This is a genomic window from Streptomonospora sp. PA3 (genome assembly GCF_009728995.1).
GTDB lineage: Bacteria > Actinomycetota > Actinomycetes > Streptosporangiales > Streptosporangiaceae > Streptomonospora.
Window position 1 is genome coordinate 1 of the sequence record NZ_VTZW01000002.1, and the last position, 19,191, is coordinate 19,191.

The following is a 19,191-nucleotide window of genomic DNA, read 5'->3' on the forward strand; positions in this document are numbered from 1 at the left end:
ACCCCGCCATGCGACAGGGCGTCCTATCCGGTATTAGACCGGGTTTCCCCGGCTTATCCCGGAGTCGGGGGCAGGTTGCTCACGTGTTACTCACCCGTTCGCCGCTCGTGTACCCCGAAGGGCCTTACCGCTCGACTTGCATGTGTTAAGCACGCCGCCAGCGTTCGTCCTGAGCCAGGATCAAACTCTCCATCAAAGGTCTGAACCCTGACACGACCCGGAAAAACCCACCCGACCGCGCAAACCGCGACCGAGAGGCGAACCCGGGCCCATCAAAGGAACCCCGGAACCACACCCCATACAGGAGGGCTGGTCCCACGGGGCCAAAACAAACTTGGCACAAAGTTGAACACGCGCTGTTGAGTTCTCAAGAAGCAACCGCTCATCCGGCACAAGCCCCAACCCGCCAACCGGCAGGCTCCCCAGGCTCTTCCCAAGAGACGGAATCTCCCCGCGGACCCGAACCCCGTTCCCGGTGAAATCCCGGGGCGGGAACCGATCCGCTGTGTTATGCCTTCACGTTATCAGGACCCCCGCAAACCCACCAAATCGCGGTGAATTTCCAGAAACCCGATACATCCGCGCAATTCCCACCGCATCCGGCGGGCAGGAATCAATCCTGCCATACGGAATCCGGTGAACGAACCAAACGGATGCGGTCCGAACCGTCGAGCGACGGTCGAGGACCGGGTGAAGGCCGCCTCGCGGAGCCCAGCACAATCGGCCGGGCCGCAGCGGCTCGACCGACTATAGCCGTCTTCCGCGCAGACGCCAACTCGCAGGAGGCCCGATTTTCCGTCCGATCGGGCGGCGGCACGGGATGTTTGGGGAGGTTCCGCTCGGGCGAGAGCCCTTATGACGGCCTTCAGTCGTCCTCTCCGAAACCGGAAGGACACCCGTGCGCTGGGGAAACTCCATTGAAGGCCCTGCTGGGCGCCGAAGCGGCGCCGGTGCCCGCCGCCCGCCGGCGCCGCGGTTGTGGTCCTGCTCACCGATCCGAGGCGGCTTCGAGGCAACCGCGGGAGACGAACAATGGCCGTTCATCCCTTCCATCCCTACGCCGTCGCCTTCGACGTTCTGGAGACGCTGATCGATCTGGATCCGCTCGGTCGGCGCTTCACGGACGCCGGCCAGCCGGCGGAGCTGCTGCGGCCGTGGTTTCTGCGCGCTCAGCGCGACTGCATGGCCCTGGCGCTGAGCGGAGACCTGCGTCCCTTCCCGGAGGTGGCCCGGCAGGCGCTGCGGACCGCGTCCGGCAACACGGTCTCCGAGGACGAGATCACCCACATCCTCGACGGATTCGGCGAGCTTCCGGCACATCCCGACGCAGAGCCGGCCATGCGCAGACTGCACGAAGCCGGAGTGCGCATCGGCTGCCTGACTCAAGGCAGCCGGGCCGCGACCACGGCGTTCCTCGCGTCCTCGGGCCTGGACCGCTTCGTCGAGGCGGTGGTCACCGCTGAGGAGGCCGGCGTGTGGAAGCCCGCCGCCGGGGTGTACCGCGCGGCCGCCGAGGCGCTGGAGACTCCGCCGGAGCACATGGCCCTCGTCGCCGTGCACGCCTGGGACTGCCACGGCGCCAAACGTGCGGGGTGCCTGTCCGGTTGGTGCCGCCGACTCGAAGGGGAGTACGGCGACGTGTTCGCTCCGCCCGACGCCACGGGCGACACCCTCGCCGACGTCGCCACCGGCCTGCTGGAGCTCACGTCGGCCTGACGCGCGGCCCGCTCGCCGGCGGCGCCCCCCGGCAGCTGGCCGGCGGTACCGCTCCGGCTCCGGCCGTGCCCGCGACTGCCCAGCGGGAGAGCGGCGGGTGCCTCGGTACCGCCGCCGGTCAGGTCAGCAGCCGGGCGGCGCCGGTGCCGGGGGCGGCGTAGAGCCACTCCACCTCCAGCTCGACGACGGCCAGGCCCGCGGTGGGGAAGGAGTCCAGCGGGTCGTCGGGCATGAACGCGGCGACCAGTTGCGCCATGGTGGGGTTGTGCCCCACGACCAGTAGGTTCTGCACGTCGGGATCGGTCCGCGACACCAGCTCCAGCACCGCGGGGACGTCGGCGCTGTAGAGGTCGCGCTCCTGTTCGACGGCAGGGGAGTTCGGGAAGGCATCGGCGACGAGTTCGGCGGTCTCCCGGGCGCGAAGCGCCGTCGAGCACAGGACGTGGTCGGGGAACAGGCCGCCCGAGGCGAGGTGGGCACCCGCCGCGCGCGCCTGCTCGCGGCCCTGAGCGGTCAGCGGACGCTCGTGGTCCGAGCCGTCGATCAGCGGCTCGGCCTGGGCGTGCCGGAGCACGATCAGTCGTTTGGTCATGGCGACAGCACCGTGGCCACGATCGCGATCAACGCCATGAAGCCGAGCATGGCTCCCACGATGGCGGCCAGCCCTTTCATTCCTGACAACGGGTGACTTCCCTCCGCGCGGTCCTTCGCCGCTTAGCCTAGGGGGTCGCCGACACTGTACGCGGCGGCCTCGGCACCGACGGCCGCCCGCACCGCCAAGCAGGCTTCGACCTGGCAGAACGAGGGGCGCGGGCGCCCGGCCGAGTCGAGCCGGGCACCCGCGCCCCAGTGTCGCGGAGGCCGGTGTCACTCCTCGCGGCCGCCGTCGGCGGCGCGCGCCTCCTCCTTGCGTTCGGACTCCTCGGTGGCGGGGGCGGAGCCGTCGGCGGCCGGGTCGGCCGTCTGCTCGGCGGAGCCCAGCTCCGCGCTCCCGTCGTTCTCGGCGGAGCCCGCCTCGGGGCCGCCGCCCTGCTCGGCGGGGCGGTCCGGGGCGCCCGCGTCGCCGCTGCGGCGCTTGGACCACACGATCGCGCCGACGATGGCGGCCACCGCGACCACGGTGACCCCCGCGCGCAGGAAGAAGCTGTCGGCGAACATCACGACGCTCGGCGCGATGATCAGTGCGACCAGGTTCATCACCTTGAGCAGCGGGTTGATGGCCGGGCCGGCGGTGTCCTTGAACGGGTCGCCGACCGTGTCGCCGATGACCGTGGCCTCGTGGGCCTCGGAGTGCTTGCCGCCGTGGTGGCCGTCCTCGACGAGCTTCTTGGCGTTGTCCCAGGCGCCGCCGGAGTTGGCGAGGAAGACCGCCATCAGGGCGCCGGCCGCGATCGCGCCGCCGAGGAAGGCCCCCAGCGGGGCGTAGCCGAGGGCGAAGCCGACCGCGATGGGCGTGAGCACCGCCAGCAGCCCCGGAGTGACCAGCTCGCGCAGCGAGTCCCGGGTGCAGATGTCCACGACGCGCGCGTACTCGGGCTTCTCCGTACCGTCCATGATGCCCGGGCGGTTGCGGAACTGCTCGCGCACCTCGACGACGACGCGCCCTGCCGCGCGGCCGACCGCCATGATCGCCAGGCCGGAGAACAGGAACACGACCGCGGCGCCGATGATCACGCCGACCAGCACGTTGGGCTCGTCGATGGACAGGCTGAACGTGCCCGCGTCCTGCCCGATGGACGTGAGGGCCTCTTCGACCGCGGTGCGGAACGCGCCGAACAGCGCCGTTGCGGCGAGGACCGCGGTGGCGATGGCGATGCCCTTGGTGATGGCCTTGGTGGTGTTGCCCACGGCGTCGAGGCTGGTGAGCACGTCGGCGCCGCGGCCCTCGACGTCCCCCGACATCTCGGCGATGCCCTGGGCGTTGTCGGACACCGGGCCGAAGGTGTCCATCGCGACGATGACGCCGACCGTGGTCAGCAGGCCGGTGCCCGCCAGGGCCACCGCGAACAGGCTCAGCGTCACCGAAGCGCTGCCGACGAGGAAGGCGGCGTAGACGGCGCCGGCGATGAGCACCGCCGAGTAGACGGCCGACTCCAGGCCCACGGAGACGCCCGAGAGGATCACGGTGGCCGCGCCGGTTTCGGAGCTTTCGCCGATGTCCTTGACGGGGCGCCTGTCGGTTTCGGTGAAGTAGCCGGTCAGCAGTTGGATGGCGGCCGCCAGCACGAGGCCGATGAGCACGGCCCCGACGGCCACGAACCGCGGGTCGCCCGGCAGGGCCTGCATCTCCTCGCTGATGCCGGTGAGGCCGGAGAAGCTGCTGGGCAGGTAGGCGAACGCGGTGACGGTGACCAGCACGGCGGAGATGACGGCGGAGACGAAGAAGCCGCGGTTGATCGCCGACATCGCCGTCTTGTCGCGGGAGCGCGGGGCGACGATGAAGATGCCGATGATGGCGGTGATCACACCGATCATGGGCACCAGCAGCGGGAAGACCAGGCCCTCGACGCCGAACGCGACGCGGCCGAGGATGAGCGAGGCGACGAGGACGACGGCGTAGGACTCGAAGAGGTCGGCGGCCATGCCGGCGCAGTCGCCGACGTTGTCGCCCACGTTGTCGGCGATGGTCGCGGCGTTGCGGGGGTCGTCCTCGGGGATGCCCTGCTCGACCTTGCCGACGAGGTCGGCGCCGACGTCGGCGGCCTTGGTGAAGATGCCGCCGCCGACACGCATGAACATCGCGAGCAGGGCCGCGCCGAAGCCGAAGCCCTCCAGGACGTTGGGCGCGTCGCCGCGGTAGAGGAGGACGACGACGGCGGCGCCCAGCAGGCCCAGGCCGACGGTGAACATGCCGGCGACGCCGCCGGTGCGGAAGGCGATCCGCATCGCGGCGTGCTCTCCGGCCTCGCCGCCTTCCCGGGCGGCCGCGGCGACGCGGACGTTGCCGCGCACGGCCAGCCACATGCCGATGAAGCCGGTCAGGGCGGAGAAGCCGGCGCCGAGGGCGAAGAACACCGATCGTCCGATCCGCACCGCGAGATCGTCGGCCGGCAGCAGCAACAGCAGCAGCGGGATGACGATGACGAATACGGCCAGGGTGCGGAACTGGCGTTTGAGGTAGGCCGCCGCTCCTTCCTGGACGGCACGCGCGATGTTCTGCATCCGCTCGGTGCCCTGGCCTGCGGCGAGAACTTCACGGACCAGCCATCCGGCGACGGCGAGCGCGAGGAGCGCGACCGCCAGCACGACGACGACCAGCGTGAAATTCATGCCGTCCAAGGCCAGGGCCGGGCCGCCATCGGCGGCTTGGGTGAGCCCAGACAATCCGTCCTCCTAGAGACGGGCACGTTTTGGCCCCCGCGGGGTCGTGCGGCCGCCTCCCAACCTGTCACCAGGCCCGACGGCACGCCCGGCAGGGTCCTGCGGGTGCCACCAACACGGTTGCGTTCGCCGTTTCGCTGGGTCCAGCGAGAACGGTGTCCGGGGATTCTACGCACCGGTATGGCAAAACGTGAGCGCGGGTCGGGGAGTTCGCCTTCCCCGCGCGGATATGTGATCGCAAAGTGATCTGAGAATGCGGATCTTCCGCGGGAATACCCGCCTTCCTTACATTTTACGCAAAAGGATATTAAAGTGATTAATCGGCGTAAAACACACATAAAGGCAGGAAGACGGCGATAGAGCGCGGTTCTGCGGCGGCTCAGGACGCGCGCGGCCGACCGGCGGAGCGTCTCGCGGTCGTGCGGGAGCCGCGCGCTCCTGCCGAGCTGCGCGGCGCTGGAAGCGGGGGCCGGGGCCGCGGTGCGGCGGGCCGTCCCGTCTGCTCTCAGCCAACCGCATCGGGAACCGGCGCCGCCACCGTTTCGGCACGGATGTGTCGCAGGGCACGCCCGGCGGGTGCTGCTCGGGGCCGCGGGGGCCGCCCGTCCACCGGCGCCGGGATCAGGGCCGGAGGTCGCGGCTCCAGCGGAGCTCGCCGTCGCTCCGCTCTGCGGTCGGAGCCAGGCCGGCGGCGGTCGCGACCGCGGCCGATGCGCTGTTGGCCGGGTGGATGTGGGCGATCACCCTCCGCACGTTCCTGCGCTGGAGCCAGGCCACAAGCGCCCGGGCCGCTTCGCTCGCGATGCCGCGCTGCTGCCATGCGGTGCCCACCATCCAGGCGACCTCGGCGCCGGCGCCGCGCTCCCCGGCCGACACGGTCGCCTGGACGGTCCCCGTGAGGCAGGAGGAGGAACGCAGCACGATCACCCAGGTCAGCCACGACACGGCCGGATCAGGCGATCCGGCGAGGCGGCGCCGGTACCGCGCGCGCAGCTCCGCCGGAGTGTCCGGGGTTCCGCCGATGAAGGCGTGGAGGGCCGGATCGGACAGGACCGCGGCCATCTCCGCCGCGTGTTCGAGCCGCAACGGGGACAGGTCCAGACGCTGCGTGCCGATCGCCTCGGGCTCCAGGACGCCCGCCTGCGACGTCCGCGGGGGCGTGTCCCCTGCCACGGGTGCCGCGGCCTCAGCCGCGGCGGGCGTCGCCGCGGCGCAGGCGCAGGCCGCTGGTGTCGATGGCCGGGGCGTCGCGGGCGATGTCGGGGCCGACGGGGCTCTGCGGATCCTCGGTGCTTTGCGCGGTCTCGCGCCCGCCCGGGCCGCCGGATCCGGCCGGGCCGACCGATCCGGCGTCGGCATCGGGTTCGTTGGGGTTCTGGGGGGTGTCGACCCGGTCCTCACCTTCCATGTGGTCCAGGTCCTCCAGCCGGTCGGCCACGGACCTGGCGAAAGCCGCGGCCCCGACGGCGTCGACACCGTCGGGGGCCTCGGGGCCGTAGCCGACCACGCGTTCGGCGCCGCGGCGCAGCAGCCGTGCCGCCCCGACGCGGTTGCCGCGCTGGGCGTGGGTCAGGCCCACCGCGATCTGGGCGAGGCCCCGCCACAGCTCCCTGTCGGGTTCGGCGACCGACTTCCAGACGGCCTCCAGCACCTCGTGCGCGTGGAAGGCGTAGCCGTCGTCGAGCAGGCGCTGCGCCTCGTCGAGCCCTTCCTGAGGGGTGAACTCGGCGTCGTCGGGAATGCGCGGCACGCCCTCCGCGCCATGGGGGAGCGGACGCCCGAAGCGGTCTCGCGGGCGCTGGTTCTGCGCCCTGCCCTGCGGGTTGCGGTCGCGTTCGGCCCACGCGGAGTCGCTCATGCTCGCCGCTCCTGATCTACCGCTCCGACTGCCATTTGCACCGGTCGTGCTCTGCTGACCGCTGTGCCCATTGTGCACCCCGGTATGCGTGCCGGCGGGCAGGCGGGGGCGGGGTCTGCGGGGTGCTCAGGTCTCGGGTTCGGGGGCGGCCAGCCAGCCGAGCAGCGCGGGGTCGAACAGATCGGGGCGCTCCTGGTGCGGGAAGTGCCCGGCGCCCTCGATCAGGCGCCACCGGTAGGCGGCCTCGACGTAGCGGCTCGACCCCCGGGCCGCCGCGGGCAGCACGACGGGGTCGAGCGCGCCGTGGAGCTGCAGTGTCGGCGCCCCGACGGGGCGGCGCATCCGGCGCATGTAGCGGCCGCCGTCCGGGCGCAGCTGGGAGCGGAAGAGCCAGCGGTGGCACTCAAGGGAGCAGTGCGCGACTCCGGGGATCTGGAAGGCGTCGCGGCAGTGCCGCTCGGTCTCGGGATCGGGCCAGCCAGGCCGCGACCAGGCGCGGAGCATGTCGGCGACGTGCTGGGCGTCGTCGGCGACGAGGCGGCGCTCGGGCACCATCGGCAGCTGGAAGCCGAGCAGGTGGCGGCTCGCCCATCCTTGGCCGCGGGTGGCCATGGCCGCGCGCAGGCGCCGCGGGTGCGGCATGGACAGCACGGCCAGGCGCCGCACCGTCTTGGGGAAGTAGACCGCCATCGTCCAGCCCAGCAGGCCGCCGGTGGCGTGTCCGACGACGACCGCGTCGGCTTCGCCGAGCGCGCGGATCAGGCCGGCGGCGTCGGAGGCGAGAGTGATCAGGTCGTAGCCGCGCGGGGGTTTGTCGCTGGCTCCGTAGCCGCGCAGGTCGACGGCGACGGCGCGGTATCCGGCGCCGGCCAGTGCGCTCAGCTGGCCGTGCCAGGACCACCAGAACTGCGGGAATCCGTGGAGCAGCAGAACCAGCGGCCCCTCGCCGGCCTCGACGATGTGGAACCGGGTGCCGGCCGCGCTCACGGTCCGGTGCGTCCAGGGGCCGTCGATCAGGACGGCCGTCTCGTCAGTCACCGCTCACCGGGGCCGCAGCGGGTCAGCTGCCGGAGGAGCGGCCGCCGCCGCGGAACAGCGCCATCGACTCGGCGATGGTGGCGCTGGTGCGCGGGAAGCCCTGGCGCTTGCGGAACTGGCGCAGGCCCAGGAAGCCGATGAGCCCGGCGAGCAGCAGGTATGCGGCGGTGACGATGAGGAAGGAGAGCCAGGGCGCCAGTCCCAGCGCCATGATGCCCAGGCCGATCGTGATCGCCACCAGGATGAGGAACATGTGGCCCAGCACCGCGGCGCCCATGGCGAGTCCGGCGCCCATGGCCATCTTCTGGACGTCGCGGGACAACTCCAGCTTCGCCAGCTGCAGTTCGAGGCCCACGAGGCGCTTGACGCCGTCTTTGGCCTCGTCGACGAGTTCGCCCAGGGAGTGTTCGGCGGCGTCGAACTCCTCAGGCTCCTGGCCACCCGACCGGGTCTCGGGCATGGAGACTGCTCCCTTCACTCGGCAGACGTCTTCAGCATCCTCGCACATCCCGCGTCACACGCGTTTCCACACGCCGCGTACAGCCCCGCGCCCGCCGCCGGGCGCGGGGTTGTACAGGCGGAGGCTCCGGGGTGCAGCCGCCTCGGGGACCGGCACGCGCCCGGCCCGGTTCGGCCGGATGCGGGACCGGTCTGTCGAGGCGGCGGCACGATCGGGCGACGCGCCGCCGCCAACACCGTGCTTGGGACACTGCCCGCCGTGAAGGCGGCTACTCGTCGCTCTTGCCGCTCTCCTGGAACGCCTCCTTGAGCGTCTGGATCGACTGCGCGTCGGTGAGCGTGGAGACGTCGCCGAGCTCGCGGTTCTCGGCCACGTCCTTGAGCAGGCGGCGCATGATCTTGCCGGAGCGGGTCTTGGGCAACTCCGGGACCACGAGGATCTGCCGGGGTTTGGCGATGGGCCCCAGGTGCGCGCCGACGTGGTCGCGCAGCTCCTTGACCAGGTCGGCTCCGCCCTCGCCGGCCTCGCCGCGGAGGATGACGAAGGCGACGATCGCCTGGCCGGTGACCGGGTCGGTGGCGCCGGTGACGGCGGCCTCGGCGACCTTGTTGTGGGCCACCAGGGCCGACTCGACCTCGGTGGTGGAGATGTTGTGGCCGGAGACCAGCATGACGTCGTCCACGCGGCCCAGCAGCCACAGGTCGCCGTCCTCGTCGCGCTTGGCGCCGTCGCCGGGGAAGTACAGGCCCTCGAAGCGCGACCAGTAGGTCTTCTGGTAGCGCTCGGGGTCGCCCCAGATGCCGCGGAGCATCGACGGCCAGGGCTCGCGGACGACGATGAAGCCGCCGCCGCCGTTGGGCACCGACGCGCCGGTGTCGTCGACGACGTCGACCACCACGCCCGGGATCGGCTGCATCGCGGCGCCGGGCTTGCCGTGGGTGATGCCGGGCATGGGACTGACCATGATCGCGCCGGTCTCGGTCTGCCACCAGGTGTCGACGATCGGGGTGCGGCCGCCGCCGATGTGGGTGCGGTACCACATGTAGGCCTCGGGGTTGATGGGCTCGCCGACCGAGCCGAGCACCCGCAGGCTGGAGAGGTCGTACTGGGCGGGGTACTCGTCGCCCCACTTCATGAACGTGCGGATGGCCGTGGGGGCCATGTAGGCGATGGTGACGCCGTACTTCTGCACGATCTCCCAGAAGCGCCCCTTGTGCGGGGTGTCGGGCGTGCCCTCGTACATCACCGAGGTGGCGCCGTTGGAGAGAGGGCCGTAGACGATGTAGGAGTGGCCGGTCACCCAGCCGATGTCCGCGGCGGTCCAGAAGACGTCGGTCTCGGGCTTGAGGTCGAACACGGCCCAGTGGGTGTAGGAGACCTGGGTGAGGTAGCCGCCGGTGGTGTGCAGGATGCCCTTGGGCCTGGCCGTGGTGCCGCTGGTGTACATGATGTACAGCGGGTGCTCGGCGTCGTGGGCCTCGGCGGCGTGCTCGGCGGGCTGGCGGTCGACGATGTCGTGCCACCAGACGTCGCGGCCCTCGTTCCAGTCGACGTCCTGGCCGGTGCGCCGCACCACGAGCACGTTCTCGACGGCGGGGCGGTCGCGCACGGCCTCGTCGACGGCCGGCTTGAGCGAACTGGGCTTGCCGCGGCGGTAGCCGCCGTCGGCGGTGATGACGAGCTTGGCCTCGCTGTCGTCCAGGCGGGTGCCCAGGGCGTCGACCGAGAAGCCGCCGAAGACGACCATGTGCACGGCGCCGATGCGGGCGCAGGCGAGCATGGCGATCACGGTCTCGGGGATCATCGGCATGTAGATGGCGACGCGGTCGCCCTTGCCGACACCGAGCTCCAGCAGCGCGTTGGCCGCCTGGCAGACCATGTCCTTCAGGTCGGCGTAGGTGATGGTGCGGGTGTCGCCCGGCTCGCCCTCCCAGTGGAAGGCGACCCTGTCGCCGCGGCCCGCGTCGACGTGCCGGTCCACGCAGTTCACCGCGGCGTTGAGCTTGCCGCCGGTGAACCATTTGGCGAACGGAGGGTTCCACTCCAGTACGTTGCTCCACGGCTGCTCCCACTGCAGCCTGCGGGCCTGGTCCTCCCAGAACCGCAGCCGGTCGGCGGAGGCGGCGTCGTAAGCGTCGGCCTGCACGTTCGCGTCTGCGGCGAGATCCGCGGGGGGCGGGAAGCTCCGGGACTCCTGAAGAAGGTTGGACAGTGTCTCCTGACCCTGCCCCTGGGGAGTCTCAGCCACTGTTAAGTCTCCTTACTAATCCGGTCCCACAGAACATATCGTGTGGTGGACCCCACTTCATCAACTGGTAGCGGCACATACAAGAGGCCGCTCCCGGGCTGTGGACGGGCGGTCACCCCTGGGGACGGGCGGTCCTTCCCGGGCCATGGACGGACATCGATTACCCGTGAGTAGGGTTGATGGCGTGAACGCAGAAGAGCCCCTGCAGCGGGTCGCCGACCTCCCCGGCGTCGGTGCGGCCGTCGCCGACACCCGCACCGTCGTCGACCGCCTGCTCGGCCACCGCATCCTGCGCCGGCGCAGCAGCGACGTGTCCATGGAGTCCGCGCTGCGCGGGGCCCGCGCCTCGGCCGTGCTCGACGGCGCCGACGCCGGCCTGGAGGAGGTCCGCGCCGGCCGCAGCGGCGACCCGCGCATCAAGGGTGCGCTGCGCGTCTCCGGCGAGCTGGGCCTGCTCGCCGAAACCTGGCCCAAGGCGCCCCGACAGGTGCTCGCGCGTTTGCACGCGCTCGCGGCGGCCGACGGCGCCGGCGCCGAGGAGCTGGGCCGCCCGCGGACCGGATCCGAACCCGCCCGCGATCCGCTCGGCGTGGGGCCGGCGCCCGGGGCGGCGGAGGTCGCGGCGCGGCTCGACGCGCTGGACGGCCTGCTGGCCGCGCGCGCCGCGGTGCCGGCGCTCGTGGTGGGCGCGGTGGTACACGGCGAACTGGCCGCCCTGCGCCCGTTCGGGTGGGGCGACGGGATGATCGCGCGCGCCGCCGAGCGGCTGACCCTGATCGCGCGCGGGCTCGACCCCAAGTCGCTGGTGCCCACCGAACTGGGTTATCTGGAACTGCACGAGGAGTACGGCCCCGCGTTGCGCGGCTACCTGACCGCCACCCCCGAGGGAGTCGGGGACTGGGTCGCCTTCTGCTGCCGGGCCGTCGCCGCCGGCGCTCGCGATTCGCTGGCCACCTGCGAGGCACTGCAGCGGGGATGAGCGGGCGCGCGCCGCCCGCGACCGGGCCGCCGGGAACACCGAGAAGGCGGGTGCCAGGACCGGCACCCCTATCTCGATCCGGTTACTTTTAACCGCCGAAAAACGTGTTGATATGCCCGATTTGGGACCAAAGCGCAAAATAAAGACGATGCCCCGCCCGAACCGGAGTCCGAGCCGGGGCACCGCCGCTGCCACGGAGCACCGGGCTATCATGCGTGCTTACTCATAGTCCGACCAGCGATCGCTCCCTGATCTGGACGAGCCTCCCGCGGCTTGGTGACGCGTGGGTACCCGGCTTCCGTGTTCGGTGGATCACCAATCCACCTTGTCCTTCCTTTGTACGCCCGGTGGCGCACGCTGAAAAGACCCCCGCGGGTCAAAGATCTCGACAGGAAGCCAATTCGCCGTGGTAGCGTCCCGTGCTATACCTATTACCCACGTGAGGCGCCGCGCCCCCTCAGCGTTCCCCTCAGCGCGCGCGTTCGATCGTCGGAATACCCCTTGTTCGGATCTGGTGCTGTTTTCGCGCTTGTGTGACGATATGGCGTGACGCGGCCCCGAGCCGCCACGCGTGCGGTCGGGCGGACGCCCGGCCACCGAGACTTATCCGGGAACGGACCGGCTCTCCCCCCCAGAGCCGGACCGTGCGACGGCCCCCGCTTCCCCCCGGCGGGGGCCGTCGTCATCTGCTCTCCCGGTGCGGTCGGCATCGCCCCCGGGCCGCGGTGCCCCGCGGGCGGACCGACGCCCCGGCATCACCGGGCGGAAACGACGGGCATCAGCGGAACTCCGCGGCGAGCGCCGGACCGCTCGCGCCGGCCCACCCCCGCTACCCACCGGATCGGCCACGCGGGACGCGCGCCGCCCGCCCGCGGCCCTCGGCCCCTGGTCCACGCCCGCGACCAGGAGTGCGGCGAACCGGACGACCGGCACAAGAGCGAGTGCCGCCGCCGCGCCGACGGCCGCCGACAGCACCGCGGCCGGGCCTAAGGCCGTGTTCGGTGGGTCGCTGTTCTACTGCGCGGCTGCCGGGGTGGTGGTGGGTGACGGGTGGGCTTCTCGCTCTCGCTGCGTTCTCTGGGCCCCTGACAGGCATCATGGCGAAGCCGCCTGTCAGGGACAGTCGACAGGGGACCCGCCCCGGGCCCCCTCTGCGCGATGATGCGGAGCCTGCGGAGCCCGCGCAGGGGGGACTCCTTCCTCGGCCTTGCGAGAGCGGCACTGGGCCCCCGATCGGCGATCATGGCCAAGCCCGCCAGGGCCCCCGCTCGGCGATAATGGCCAAGCCCGCCAGGGCCCCCGCTCGGCGATAATGGCGAAGCCCGCCGAGTAGGGGCGTAGGGGAGGCCCTATCGCGGCGCCCCGCACCGGGGCGGCGCTTCGCGCCATCGGGCGCGGGGCGCACGCGAGTGCGCCGCTCACTACGGACGGACCCACCAAACACGGGCTAACCCCGGGCCCAGACCGATCAGCTCGGCCAGTGTCGTGTTGCCCGGAATGCGCGCCGTCACAGAGCCGTAGAGCGGGTACAGCAGCCCGCCGAGGGCGAGGGACCACCAGGTGGCGGTGTCGCGAAGGCGACCGGGGACGCGGGCAGCCGCAGGACCGCCCCGAGCGCGTGTACCAGCTCTGCGGGCAGCGCAGCGGAGTCGCCGGCCGCGCCGCGGCCCCGGCGCCGGCGCCGGCGCGCGCGGACCGGAAGGAGGGAGGTGTCGGCGGATCCACTGAGACGTGCGGCAGCCAGTCACGGTCGACCGCCGCGGTGACGCGGGCGGCGCGCAGCGTGACGGCGGCGACGACGAGCCCCGCGGCGATCGGAAGCAGCCCCGCACCGAGCGCCAGCCCGGTCACGACGATGACGAAGCCGACGATGGACAGGGGAGCGAGAGGAGGACGTAGCGGGTATCGGTGCCGAGGCGGCGCAGGATCCTTTCCATATCCCGCATCCTCGCGAGCCGCGTCCGGCCGGTCACTGGCGCGCGGATGCCGACCCGCGGTGGTGTAGGCACCACTCCTCCCCCGCGCACGGTCCTGCGGCTCCGACAGCGGGGCGGGTTTTCCACAGGCTGAGGATCGGACTTCTCCCCGGGTGGCGGGCCGGGCCAGCGTGGAGTGAAGCCATTCCGCTCCGGGAGGCCCGATGACCCTCTCCGCCCCTGCCCGTCCTCTCCTCGTCACCGACGATCCCCGCCTGCTCGACGACCTGCTCCGGCTGGCCGCCGCGGCCGGAGTCGAGGCGACCGTCGCCCACCACGCCGCTCAGGCGGTTCCCGAATGGGCGCGTGCGCCGCTGGTCGTCGTCGGCACCGACCTGCTGCCCGCGCTCGCGAAGCTCGACCTCGAACCCCGCCGGCACGTCCTGGTCGCCGGGATCGGCCCGGAGGCGGGCGGTACCGAGGTATGGGAGGCGGCGCTGCGCGCGGGCGCCCAAGCCGTGCTGTCCCTGCCCGCCGACGAGTCGCGCCTGGCCGGGCTGCTCACCGAGTCGGCGCACGCCCGCGCCGGGCGCTCCCCGGTGGTTTCGGTGGTCGGCGGGCGCGGCGGTGCGGGGGCGAGCGTGCTCGCGATCGCCTTGGCGCTGTCGGCGCGGCGTTCGGGCCTGCGGAGCGCGCTCGTCGACGCCGACCCCTGCGGCAGCGGCCTCGACACGCTGCTCGGGTGCGAAGAGGCCGCCGGCGACCGCTGGGGCGACCTCGTCGCCCGCGAGGGCCGCTTGAACTGGTCGGCCCTGCGTTCACGGCTGCCGGACCTGGGCGGCGTCGCGCTCGTCACTTGGGAACAGGGTCCGGCCGCGGCCGTCCCACCCGCCGCCATGCGCGCCGTGCTCGCCTGCGCCGCCCGCGGATCCGACCTCGTCGTCGCCGACCTGCCGCGTGCACCCGATCCCGCAGCAGACGAAGCGCTGCGCAGCAGCTCGGTGGTGCTGCTCGTGGTGCCGGCGGAGCTACCCGCGGTCTTCGCGGCCGCGCGTATGGCGCCGCGGCTGCGCCGCACGGCGCGCGACGTGCGGCTGGTCGTGCGCGAGGACGGATCCCAGGTCACTGCGGCCGATGTCGCCCGGACCCTCGACCTCCCGCTCGCCGGGCGCTGCCCTGCCGAGCGCGGCCCGCTCCGCGCCCTGCGCCCCGGCACACCGCTCGACTGCGCCCGCTCCGCGCCCCTGAGCTCCCTCGCCGCACGGCTGCTCACCGACCTGCTCCCCGCATCCCCGCCCGCGAGCGCGAACCGGTCCGCGCCGCCCCGGCCGCCCCCGAGATCCGCCTGACGCGACCGCGCGTCGCCGCTCCTTCGGACCTCCGATCACACCGGTCGGCCCGAGCCTCCGGGTCCGGTACTCCCTCCTCCTCGAAAGAAAGGACGGTCGGCGTGGACGCCGAACCCCCCACCGACGGCCTCCCGAGTGCCCCGCCGGCCCCCTCCACCGCCGGGGCGGACCCGCGGCTGCTCGCGGCCGTGCGCATGCGGCTGGCGCGCGAGGGCGGCGATCCGGCCCCGGCACGCGTAGCCGCGGCCGTGCGCGCCGAAGGTGCGGTCCTCGGCGACGCCGAGGTGCTCTCGCTCGTCCGTCTGCTGCGGGCCGACCTCTCCGGCGCCGGACCGCTCGATCCGCTGCTCAGCGATCCCGCGATCACCGACATCCTGGTCAACGGCCCCCACGAAGTGTGGATCGACGACGGCGCGGGCCTGCGGCAGGCCCCCGGCATCCGGTTCCCCGACGACGCCTCGCTGCGCCGCCTCGCCCAGCGCCTGGCGGCACAGGCCGGGCGCCGACTCGACACCGCCGCGCCGTGGGTGGACGCCCGGTTGCCCGGCGGGGCGCGTCTGCATGCCGTGCTGCCGCCCGTGGCTCCCGAAGGCGTGTGCCTGTCGCTGCGGCTTCCGCGGCACTCGGTGTTCACCCTCGCCGAGCTCGTGGCGTCCGGGACGGTCCCCGAGCCGGGCGCGCGATTGCTGCGCGCCGTGGTGACCTCCCGCAGCGCGTTCCTGATCTCGGGAGGCACGGGCACGGGCAAGACGACCCTGCTGTCCGCTCTGCTTTCGCTTGCCGACCCCGCCGAACGCGTGGTTCTGGTCGAGGACTCCGCCGAGCTGCGCCCCGATCATCCCCATGTGGTGCGCTTGCAGGCCCGTCCGCCCAACATCGAGGGCAGCGGCGAAGTCGGCCTGCACGACCTGGTGCGCCAGGCCTTGCGCATGCGCCCCGACCGCCTCGTGGTCGGCGAGGTCCGCGGCCCCGAGGCCGTCATGCTGAATCATCAGCAAACACCTACACTCGCCCCATGACCGCACGCACCCCCCAGAGAGCGGGCATCTACTGCCGCCTCTCCTATGCCCCCGACGGATCCGAGGAGAAGGTCGAACGCCAAGAGGCCGACAGCCGGGAGCTGGCCGCCCGGCTCGGCTGGCCCGTCTCCGACGCCCACGTCTACCGCGACAACTCCCGCTCGGCGTGGCAGCGCAACCGCAAGCGCCCCGGCTGGGACCGCATGCTCGCCGCCCTGGAAGCCGGCCACATCGACGCGATCATCGTCTACCACGGCGACCGGCTGATCCGGCAGCCCTACGACCTCGAAAAACTCATCGGGATCACGGACAGCCGCGGCATCCGCATCGCATCCGTGTCGGGTACACGCGACCTCGACAACCCCGACGACCGTTTCATCCTGCGTATCGAGGCTGCGCAGGCGTGCCGCGAGTCCGACAACACGTCCCGCCGGATGCGGCGCGCGATCGCCGCCCGCGCCGCCAAGGGCCGCCCCTCCGCCGGCGGGAAACGCCCCTTCGGTTTCGAGTCCGATTTCGTGACCCGCCGCGAGCCGGAGTGCGCTCTACTCGCCGAGGCCGCCGACCGGCTGTTGGCCGGTCAGTCCATGGGCGGCGTGATCCGGTGGCTCGACACCTGCTCGCAGACGTCGCAGGGGGCGCGGTGGACGGACGCGACGTTGCGGCATCTGCTGCTGTCGCCCCGGATCGCCGGGCTGGTCGAGCACGGCGGCACCCTGTATGAGGCTGTATGGGCGCCGGTGCTGGCGCCGGACGCGCCGGAGGAGGAGCGTCGCGCGCGGGCGCGTGAGCAGTGGGAGGACATCAAAGCGCTGTTCGCCCGCAACTCCAAAGAGCACCCCTACCAGGGGCAGGATCGGAAGTACTTCCTGACGCGGGTTGCCGAGTGCTACGCCTGCGGCGCCGGTTTCCGGTCGAAACCGACCGGCGGCCGCAACCGCAAGGATTCCCGCATCTACTACTGCCCGGACTGTAAACGCGTCGGCCGGTCGGTGGCGCACCTGGACGCCTACATCGAGGGCCGGGTGCTGCGGCTTCTGCAAGACAAGCGGTTCGCCGAGGAGCTGCACGCGGCCGCCGACGCCGGACGGCCGGGGGTGGCCGCGGAGATCGCCGCGCTGGAGCGCCGCCGCGCCGAAACCGAGGCGACGCTCGAAGAGCTGGCGGACCATCCCGAGGCCGACCCCGGCATCCTCGTGCGCTCGCTCGCCAGTTTCGACCGGAAGATCTCCGAGCTGCGGTCTCAGCTGGTGGCCACGTCGCAGCACCAGGTGCTCGCGCGGATGGTCGGCATCACTCGCGAGGAGTGGCAGGCGACCCCGGTCGACGTCCGCGCCACGGTGGCCCGGATCCTGTTCCGGATCGTCGTGTACCCGACCACGAAGCGGGGGCCGGGATTCGATCCCTCCAGCGTGGAGGTGACGCGGCGGCCACTGCAGCCCGCCTAGGCGAGGCGCGGCAGGCAGCGGTGCGGCCACGGGGTGAGCAGCCCGGCCGCCTCCATCTCCACGATCTGATGCAGCGGCGCCCGCCTGTCCGGCGGGTACATCTCGGCGCACCGGTCGGGGTCGACGAGGGGGTCGACCCCGAAGGCCCGCGTGAGCGCGCGCCACAGCGGCGGGATGCTCGACACCTGATCGATGTAGGCGCGCACCAGTTCACCGGTACTGATTCCGTCGCGGACCACGATCAGCCACCAATCCGGCGCGAGCTGGCGGACGATGACGTGCATGCCCGGCGCGAGGTGGCCGGTGGTTATGGACAGGCGGGGCGGCGCAGCCGAAAACCGGTCCACGTGACTGTGCGTGTCGATGGCGGGGGATGTCACGAGCAGGCCCTCCCACGGTGCAAGTGACTGAAGCGGTGAAATGGCACCGTAACCCGCCGTGACGTGCAGCGGAAGTGCAATCCAGTCTGTACTCCCCATCGCAGTCGACTTCTTCGGAGAGTGACCGGTTTACCGGAATCGGGCACGAATTTCTGCCGCTACCGAGTAAACGATCCCATCACCCTATGCGTCGCCGCCGCTGCCATTCTCGACCTGGTCGCGCCGCTGCCGCTCGCGCTCCAGCCGCCGGCGCTCGCGCTCCAAGGCGATCTGCGTCTGCGCGTTCAAGTCATCGATCACGGTCTCCATGATCTCGGCTGCCTCGTCATCCGAGAGGTCGCCGAGCTGGCTCTCGGCGTCGCGCACGATTCGGTCGACGACGACTCCGAAGCGGGTGCGGGTGATGCGGTAATCCGTCCGGTACTCCTTGCCCTCAGCGTCGGGGCGGGGCTGCACGGGTGCGGCCTCGGCGGCCGGCGCCGGGGTCGGCTCGCCGCCGTCGGCGATCTGGGCGATGGAGTCGTGCTCCCACTGGTAGGCGGATTCGATTCGGTGGATGGTGATGGCGTTGTATCGCGGCCGGTGTCCGCGTTCGAGGTCCTGCAGCATGCGGTAGCTGACTCCGGCTCGCCGCGCCATCTCGGCGCGGCTGATGCCGAGCGTCTTGCGTCGCTGGGTGAGCTGCAGGCCGACCTGTTCCTCACTGCCGTGCAGGTCTATGTATGGGCTGGGCCTGTCGGGTGTGGTCGCCACACGGCGCCTCCTCTCTCGGTCCGGGTGCATCGTTGCCTAGAAAAATTTCGGCATCAATAGGCATCGCTAGGCAGCTTTCGGCCACGCCTAGGTAAGCACAGTATCCCTTGACATGCAGGCGTTTCGTGCTCTCACACCCGTACCTGCGGCGATGCTAAACGATGCTGAGCGATGCCTAGGCGTGTTTGCCCACGATGCCTAGCTATGCCTAATGTGGCCACATGCCGAGAACGATCACCGCGCGGGTTAACGGGGCCGCGATCCGCACCTTCCGGGTCCTCCGGAACCTGAACACGCGGGAGCTGGCCGAGCGCGTCGAAACGACGGCTCAGCACATCAGCAACGTGGAGCTTGAGACCCGTCCCTGCTCGGCGGTCCTCGCCCAGCGCATCGCCGACGCTCTCGCCGTCGACTGCGACGCGATCCTCCGCGAACCCCTCACCGTCACCGCTGCCCAGCGCAAGCGCACGACCGGGACCGCGGCATGAGCGCCGTCTGCGTCACCGCTGAGGACGCGTTCCGGGCCGGTTTCGAGGCCGACTGCGAGCACGGCGACGCCCCCGACGTCTGCCCCTCCTGCCGCCTCACCGACGCCGAAATCGGCCGCCTGGCCGTGCTCCTGCGCCCCTACACCGTCGCCGCCGCCCAGGCGGCATGAGGAAGGCCCCCGCCTAGCCGCCAAGCCCGCGGGGGCCCCGTGAAGAAA

At 72.0% G+C, this 19,191-nt stretch carries 15 protein-coding genes, 1 rRNA gene and 2 pseudogenes; 7 read left to right on the top strand and 11 right to left on the bottom strand.

Going from position 1 to position 19,191, the window contains the following annotated elements:
* Positions 1-196 (bottom strand): 16S ribosomal RNA (locus FZ103_RS00020); the annotation flags it as partial.
* Between the two features lie 836 nt (positions 197-1,032).
* Here FZ103_RS00020 and FZ103_RS00025 point away from each other — a divergent pair.
* Positions 1,033-1,716: a haloacid dehalogenase type II gene (locus tag FZ103_RS00025; RefSeq protein WP_155997909.1), complete on the top strand. Its 684-nt coding sequence runs from the start codon at positions 1,033-1,035 to the stop codon at positions 1,714-1,716.
* 118 nt (positions 1,717-1,834) lie between these two features.
* On the opposite strand, the gene FZ103_RS00030 is transcribed toward FZ103_RS00025, so the two are convergent.
* The 7 genes and pseudogenes from FZ103_RS00030 to acs form a co-directional block, all read right to left on the bottom strand.
* Positions 1,835-2,308, bottom strand: coding sequence for a histidine phosphatase family protein (locus FZ103_RS00030; protein WP_155997910.1), 474 nt, complete (start codon positions 2,306-2,308; stop codon positions 1,835-1,837).
* Between the two features lie 275 nt (positions 2,309-2,583).
* Entirely contained in the window at positions 2,584-4,986 is a 2,403-nt protein-coding gene (locus FZ103_RS00035) for a sodium-translocating pyrophosphatase (protein WP_394350060.1), read from the bottom strand.
* A 672-nt stretch (positions 4,987-5,658) separates the two neighbouring features.
* Complete coding sequence (locus FZ103_RS00040; RefSeq protein WP_343233312.1) at positions 5,659-6,210, bottom strand: GNAT family N-acetyltransferase; 552 nt, start codon at positions 6,208-6,210, stop codon at positions 5,659-5,661.
* Between the two features lie 247 nt (positions 6,211-6,457).
* Positions 6,458-6,895 (bottom strand): annotated as a pseudogene (locus tag FZ103_RS00045) (DUF309 domain-containing protein); the annotation flags it as partial.
* A gap of 126 nt (positions 6,896-7,021) precedes the next feature.
* Complete coding sequence (locus FZ103_RS00050) at positions 7,022-7,933, bottom strand: alpha/beta fold hydrolase (protein WP_186355579.1); 912 nt, start codon at positions 7,931-7,933, stop codon at positions 7,022-7,024.
* Between the two features lie 22 nt (positions 7,934-7,955).
* Positions 7,956-8,393, bottom strand: a complete 438-nt coding sequence (locus tag FZ103_RS00055) for a phage holin family protein (protein ID WP_255429673.1) — start codon at positions 8,391-8,393, stop codon at positions 7,956-7,958.
* Positions 8,394-8,661: 268 nt separating this feature from the next.
* Positions 8,662-10,641, bottom strand: coding sequence for an acetate--CoA ligase (acs, locus tag FZ103_RS00060; RefSeq protein ID WP_186355581.1), 1,980 nt, complete (start codon positions 10,639-10,641; stop codon positions 8,662-8,664).
* A gap of 145 nt (positions 10,642-10,786) precedes the next feature.
* Between acs and FZ103_RS00065 the strand changes: the two genes are divergently transcribed.
* Complete coding sequence (locus tag FZ103_RS00065) at positions 10,787-11,620, top strand: oxidoreductase (protein WP_155997914.1); 834 nt, start codon at positions 10,787-10,789, stop codon at positions 11,618-11,620.
* Between the two features lie 1,113 nt (positions 11,621-12,733).
* Here the strand turns inward: FZ103_RS00065 and FZ103_RS26135 are convergent.
* A complete protein-coding gene (locus FZ103_RS26135) occupies positions 12,734-13,798 on the bottom strand; it encodes a sensor domain-containing protein (RefSeq protein ID WP_155997915.1) in 1,065 nt (354 codons plus the stop codon).
* On the opposite strand from FZ103_RS26135, the gene ssd reads away from it, so the two are divergent.
* From ssd to FZ103_RS00085, 3 genes and pseudogenes are all read left to right on the top strand, one after another.
* Positions 13,761-14,885, top strand: coding sequence for a septum site-determining protein Ssd (gene ssd / locus FZ103_RS00075; protein ID WP_155997916.1), 1,125 nt, complete (start codon positions 13,761-13,763; stop codon positions 14,883-14,885). The two genes, FZ103_RS26135 and ssd, sit on opposite strands and share 38 nt — an antisense overlap.
* A gap of 176 nt (positions 14,886-15,061) precedes the next feature.
* Positions 15,062-15,871, top strand: a pseudogene (locus tag FZ103_RS00080) (TadA family conjugal transfer-associated ATPase); the annotation flags it as partial.
* Between the two features lie 29 nt (positions 15,872-15,900).
* Positions 15,901-17,352, top strand: coding sequence for a recombinase family protein (locus tag FZ103_RS00085; RefSeq protein ID WP_155997917.1), 1,452 nt, complete (start codon positions 15,901-15,903; stop codon positions 17,350-17,352).
* On the opposite strand, the gene FZ103_RS00090 is transcribed toward FZ103_RS00085, so the two are convergent.
* Together FZ103_RS00090 and FZ103_RS00095 are read right to left on the bottom strand one after the other, a co-directional pair.
* The gene (locus FZ103_RS00090; protein WP_222936400.1) at positions 17,349-17,831 is read right to left on the bottom strand and encodes a hypothetical protein; all 483 of its coding nucleotides are present in this window, start codon (positions 17,829-17,831) and stop codon (positions 17,349-17,351) included. The genes FZ103_RS00085 and FZ103_RS00090 overlap by 4 nt on opposite strands.
* Before the next feature lie 84 nt (positions 17,832-17,915).
* Positions 17,916-18,485, bottom strand: a complete 570-nt coding sequence (locus tag FZ103_RS00095) for a helix-turn-helix transcriptional regulator (protein WP_186355584.1) — start codon at positions 18,483-18,485, stop codon at positions 17,916-17,918.
* A gap of 221 nt (positions 18,486-18,706) precedes the next feature.
* Here FZ103_RS00095 and FZ103_RS00100 point away from each other — a divergent pair, with 221 nt between their 5' ends.
* Positions 18,707-18,973 carry a helix-turn-helix transcriptional regulator gene (locus FZ103_RS00100; protein ID WP_155997920.1) on the top strand — a complete coding sequence of 89 codons (267 nt, stop codon included), beginning with the start codon at positions 18,707-18,709 and terminating at the stop codon, positions 18,971-18,973.
* Positions 18,970-19,143, top strand: coding sequence for a hypothetical protein (locus tag FZ103_RS00105; protein WP_155997921.1), 174 nt, complete (start codon positions 18,970-18,972; stop codon positions 19,141-19,143). Before FZ103_RS00100 ends, FZ103_RS00105 begins: the two co-directional genes overlap by 4 nt.
* The last annotated feature ends 48 nt before the right edge of the window (positions 19,144-19,191 follow it).

Bases quoted from the DNA above. Each gene is read 5' to 3' on its own strand.
- FZ103_RS00035 (WP_394350060.1), bottom strand. From the start codon at position 4,986: ATGAATTTCACGCTGGTCGTCGTCGTGCTGGCGGTCGCGCTCCTCGCG.
- FZ103_RS00100 (WP_155997920.1), top strand. From the start codon at position 18,707: ATGCCGAGAACGATCACCGCGCGGGTTAACGGGGCCGCGATCCGCACC.
- FZ103_RS00085 (WP_155997917.1), top strand. From the start codon at position 15,901: ATGACCGCACGCACCCCCCAGAGAGCGGGCATCTACTGCCGCCTCTCC.
- FZ103_RS00030 (WP_155997910.1), bottom strand. From the start codon at position 2,308: ATGACCAAACGACTGATCGTGCTCCGGCACGCCCAGGCCGAGCCGCTG.
- FZ103_RS00090 (WP_222936400.1), bottom strand. From the start codon at position 17,831: ATGGGGAGTACAGACTGGATTGCACTTCCGCTGCACGTCACGGCGGGT.
- ssd (WP_155997916.1), top strand. From the start codon at position 13,761: ATGACCCTCTCCGCCCCTGCCCGTCCTCTCCTCGTCACCGACGATCCC.
- FZ103_RS00065 (WP_155997914.1), top strand. From the start codon at position 10,787: ATGGACGGACATCGATTACCCGTGAGTAGGGTTGATGGCGTGAACGCA.
- FZ103_RS00105 (WP_155997921.1), top strand. From the start codon at position 18,970: ATGAGCGCCGTCTGCGTCACCGCTGAGGACGCGTTCCGGGCCGGTTTC.
- FZ103_RS00025 (WP_155997909.1), top strand. From the start codon at position 1,033: ATGGCCGTTCATCCCTTCCATCCCTACGCCGTCGCCTTCGACGTTCTG.
- FZ103_RS00055 (WP_255429673.1), bottom strand. From the start codon at position 8,393: ATGCCCGAGACCCGGTCGGGTGGCCAGGAGCCTGAGGAGTTCGACGCC.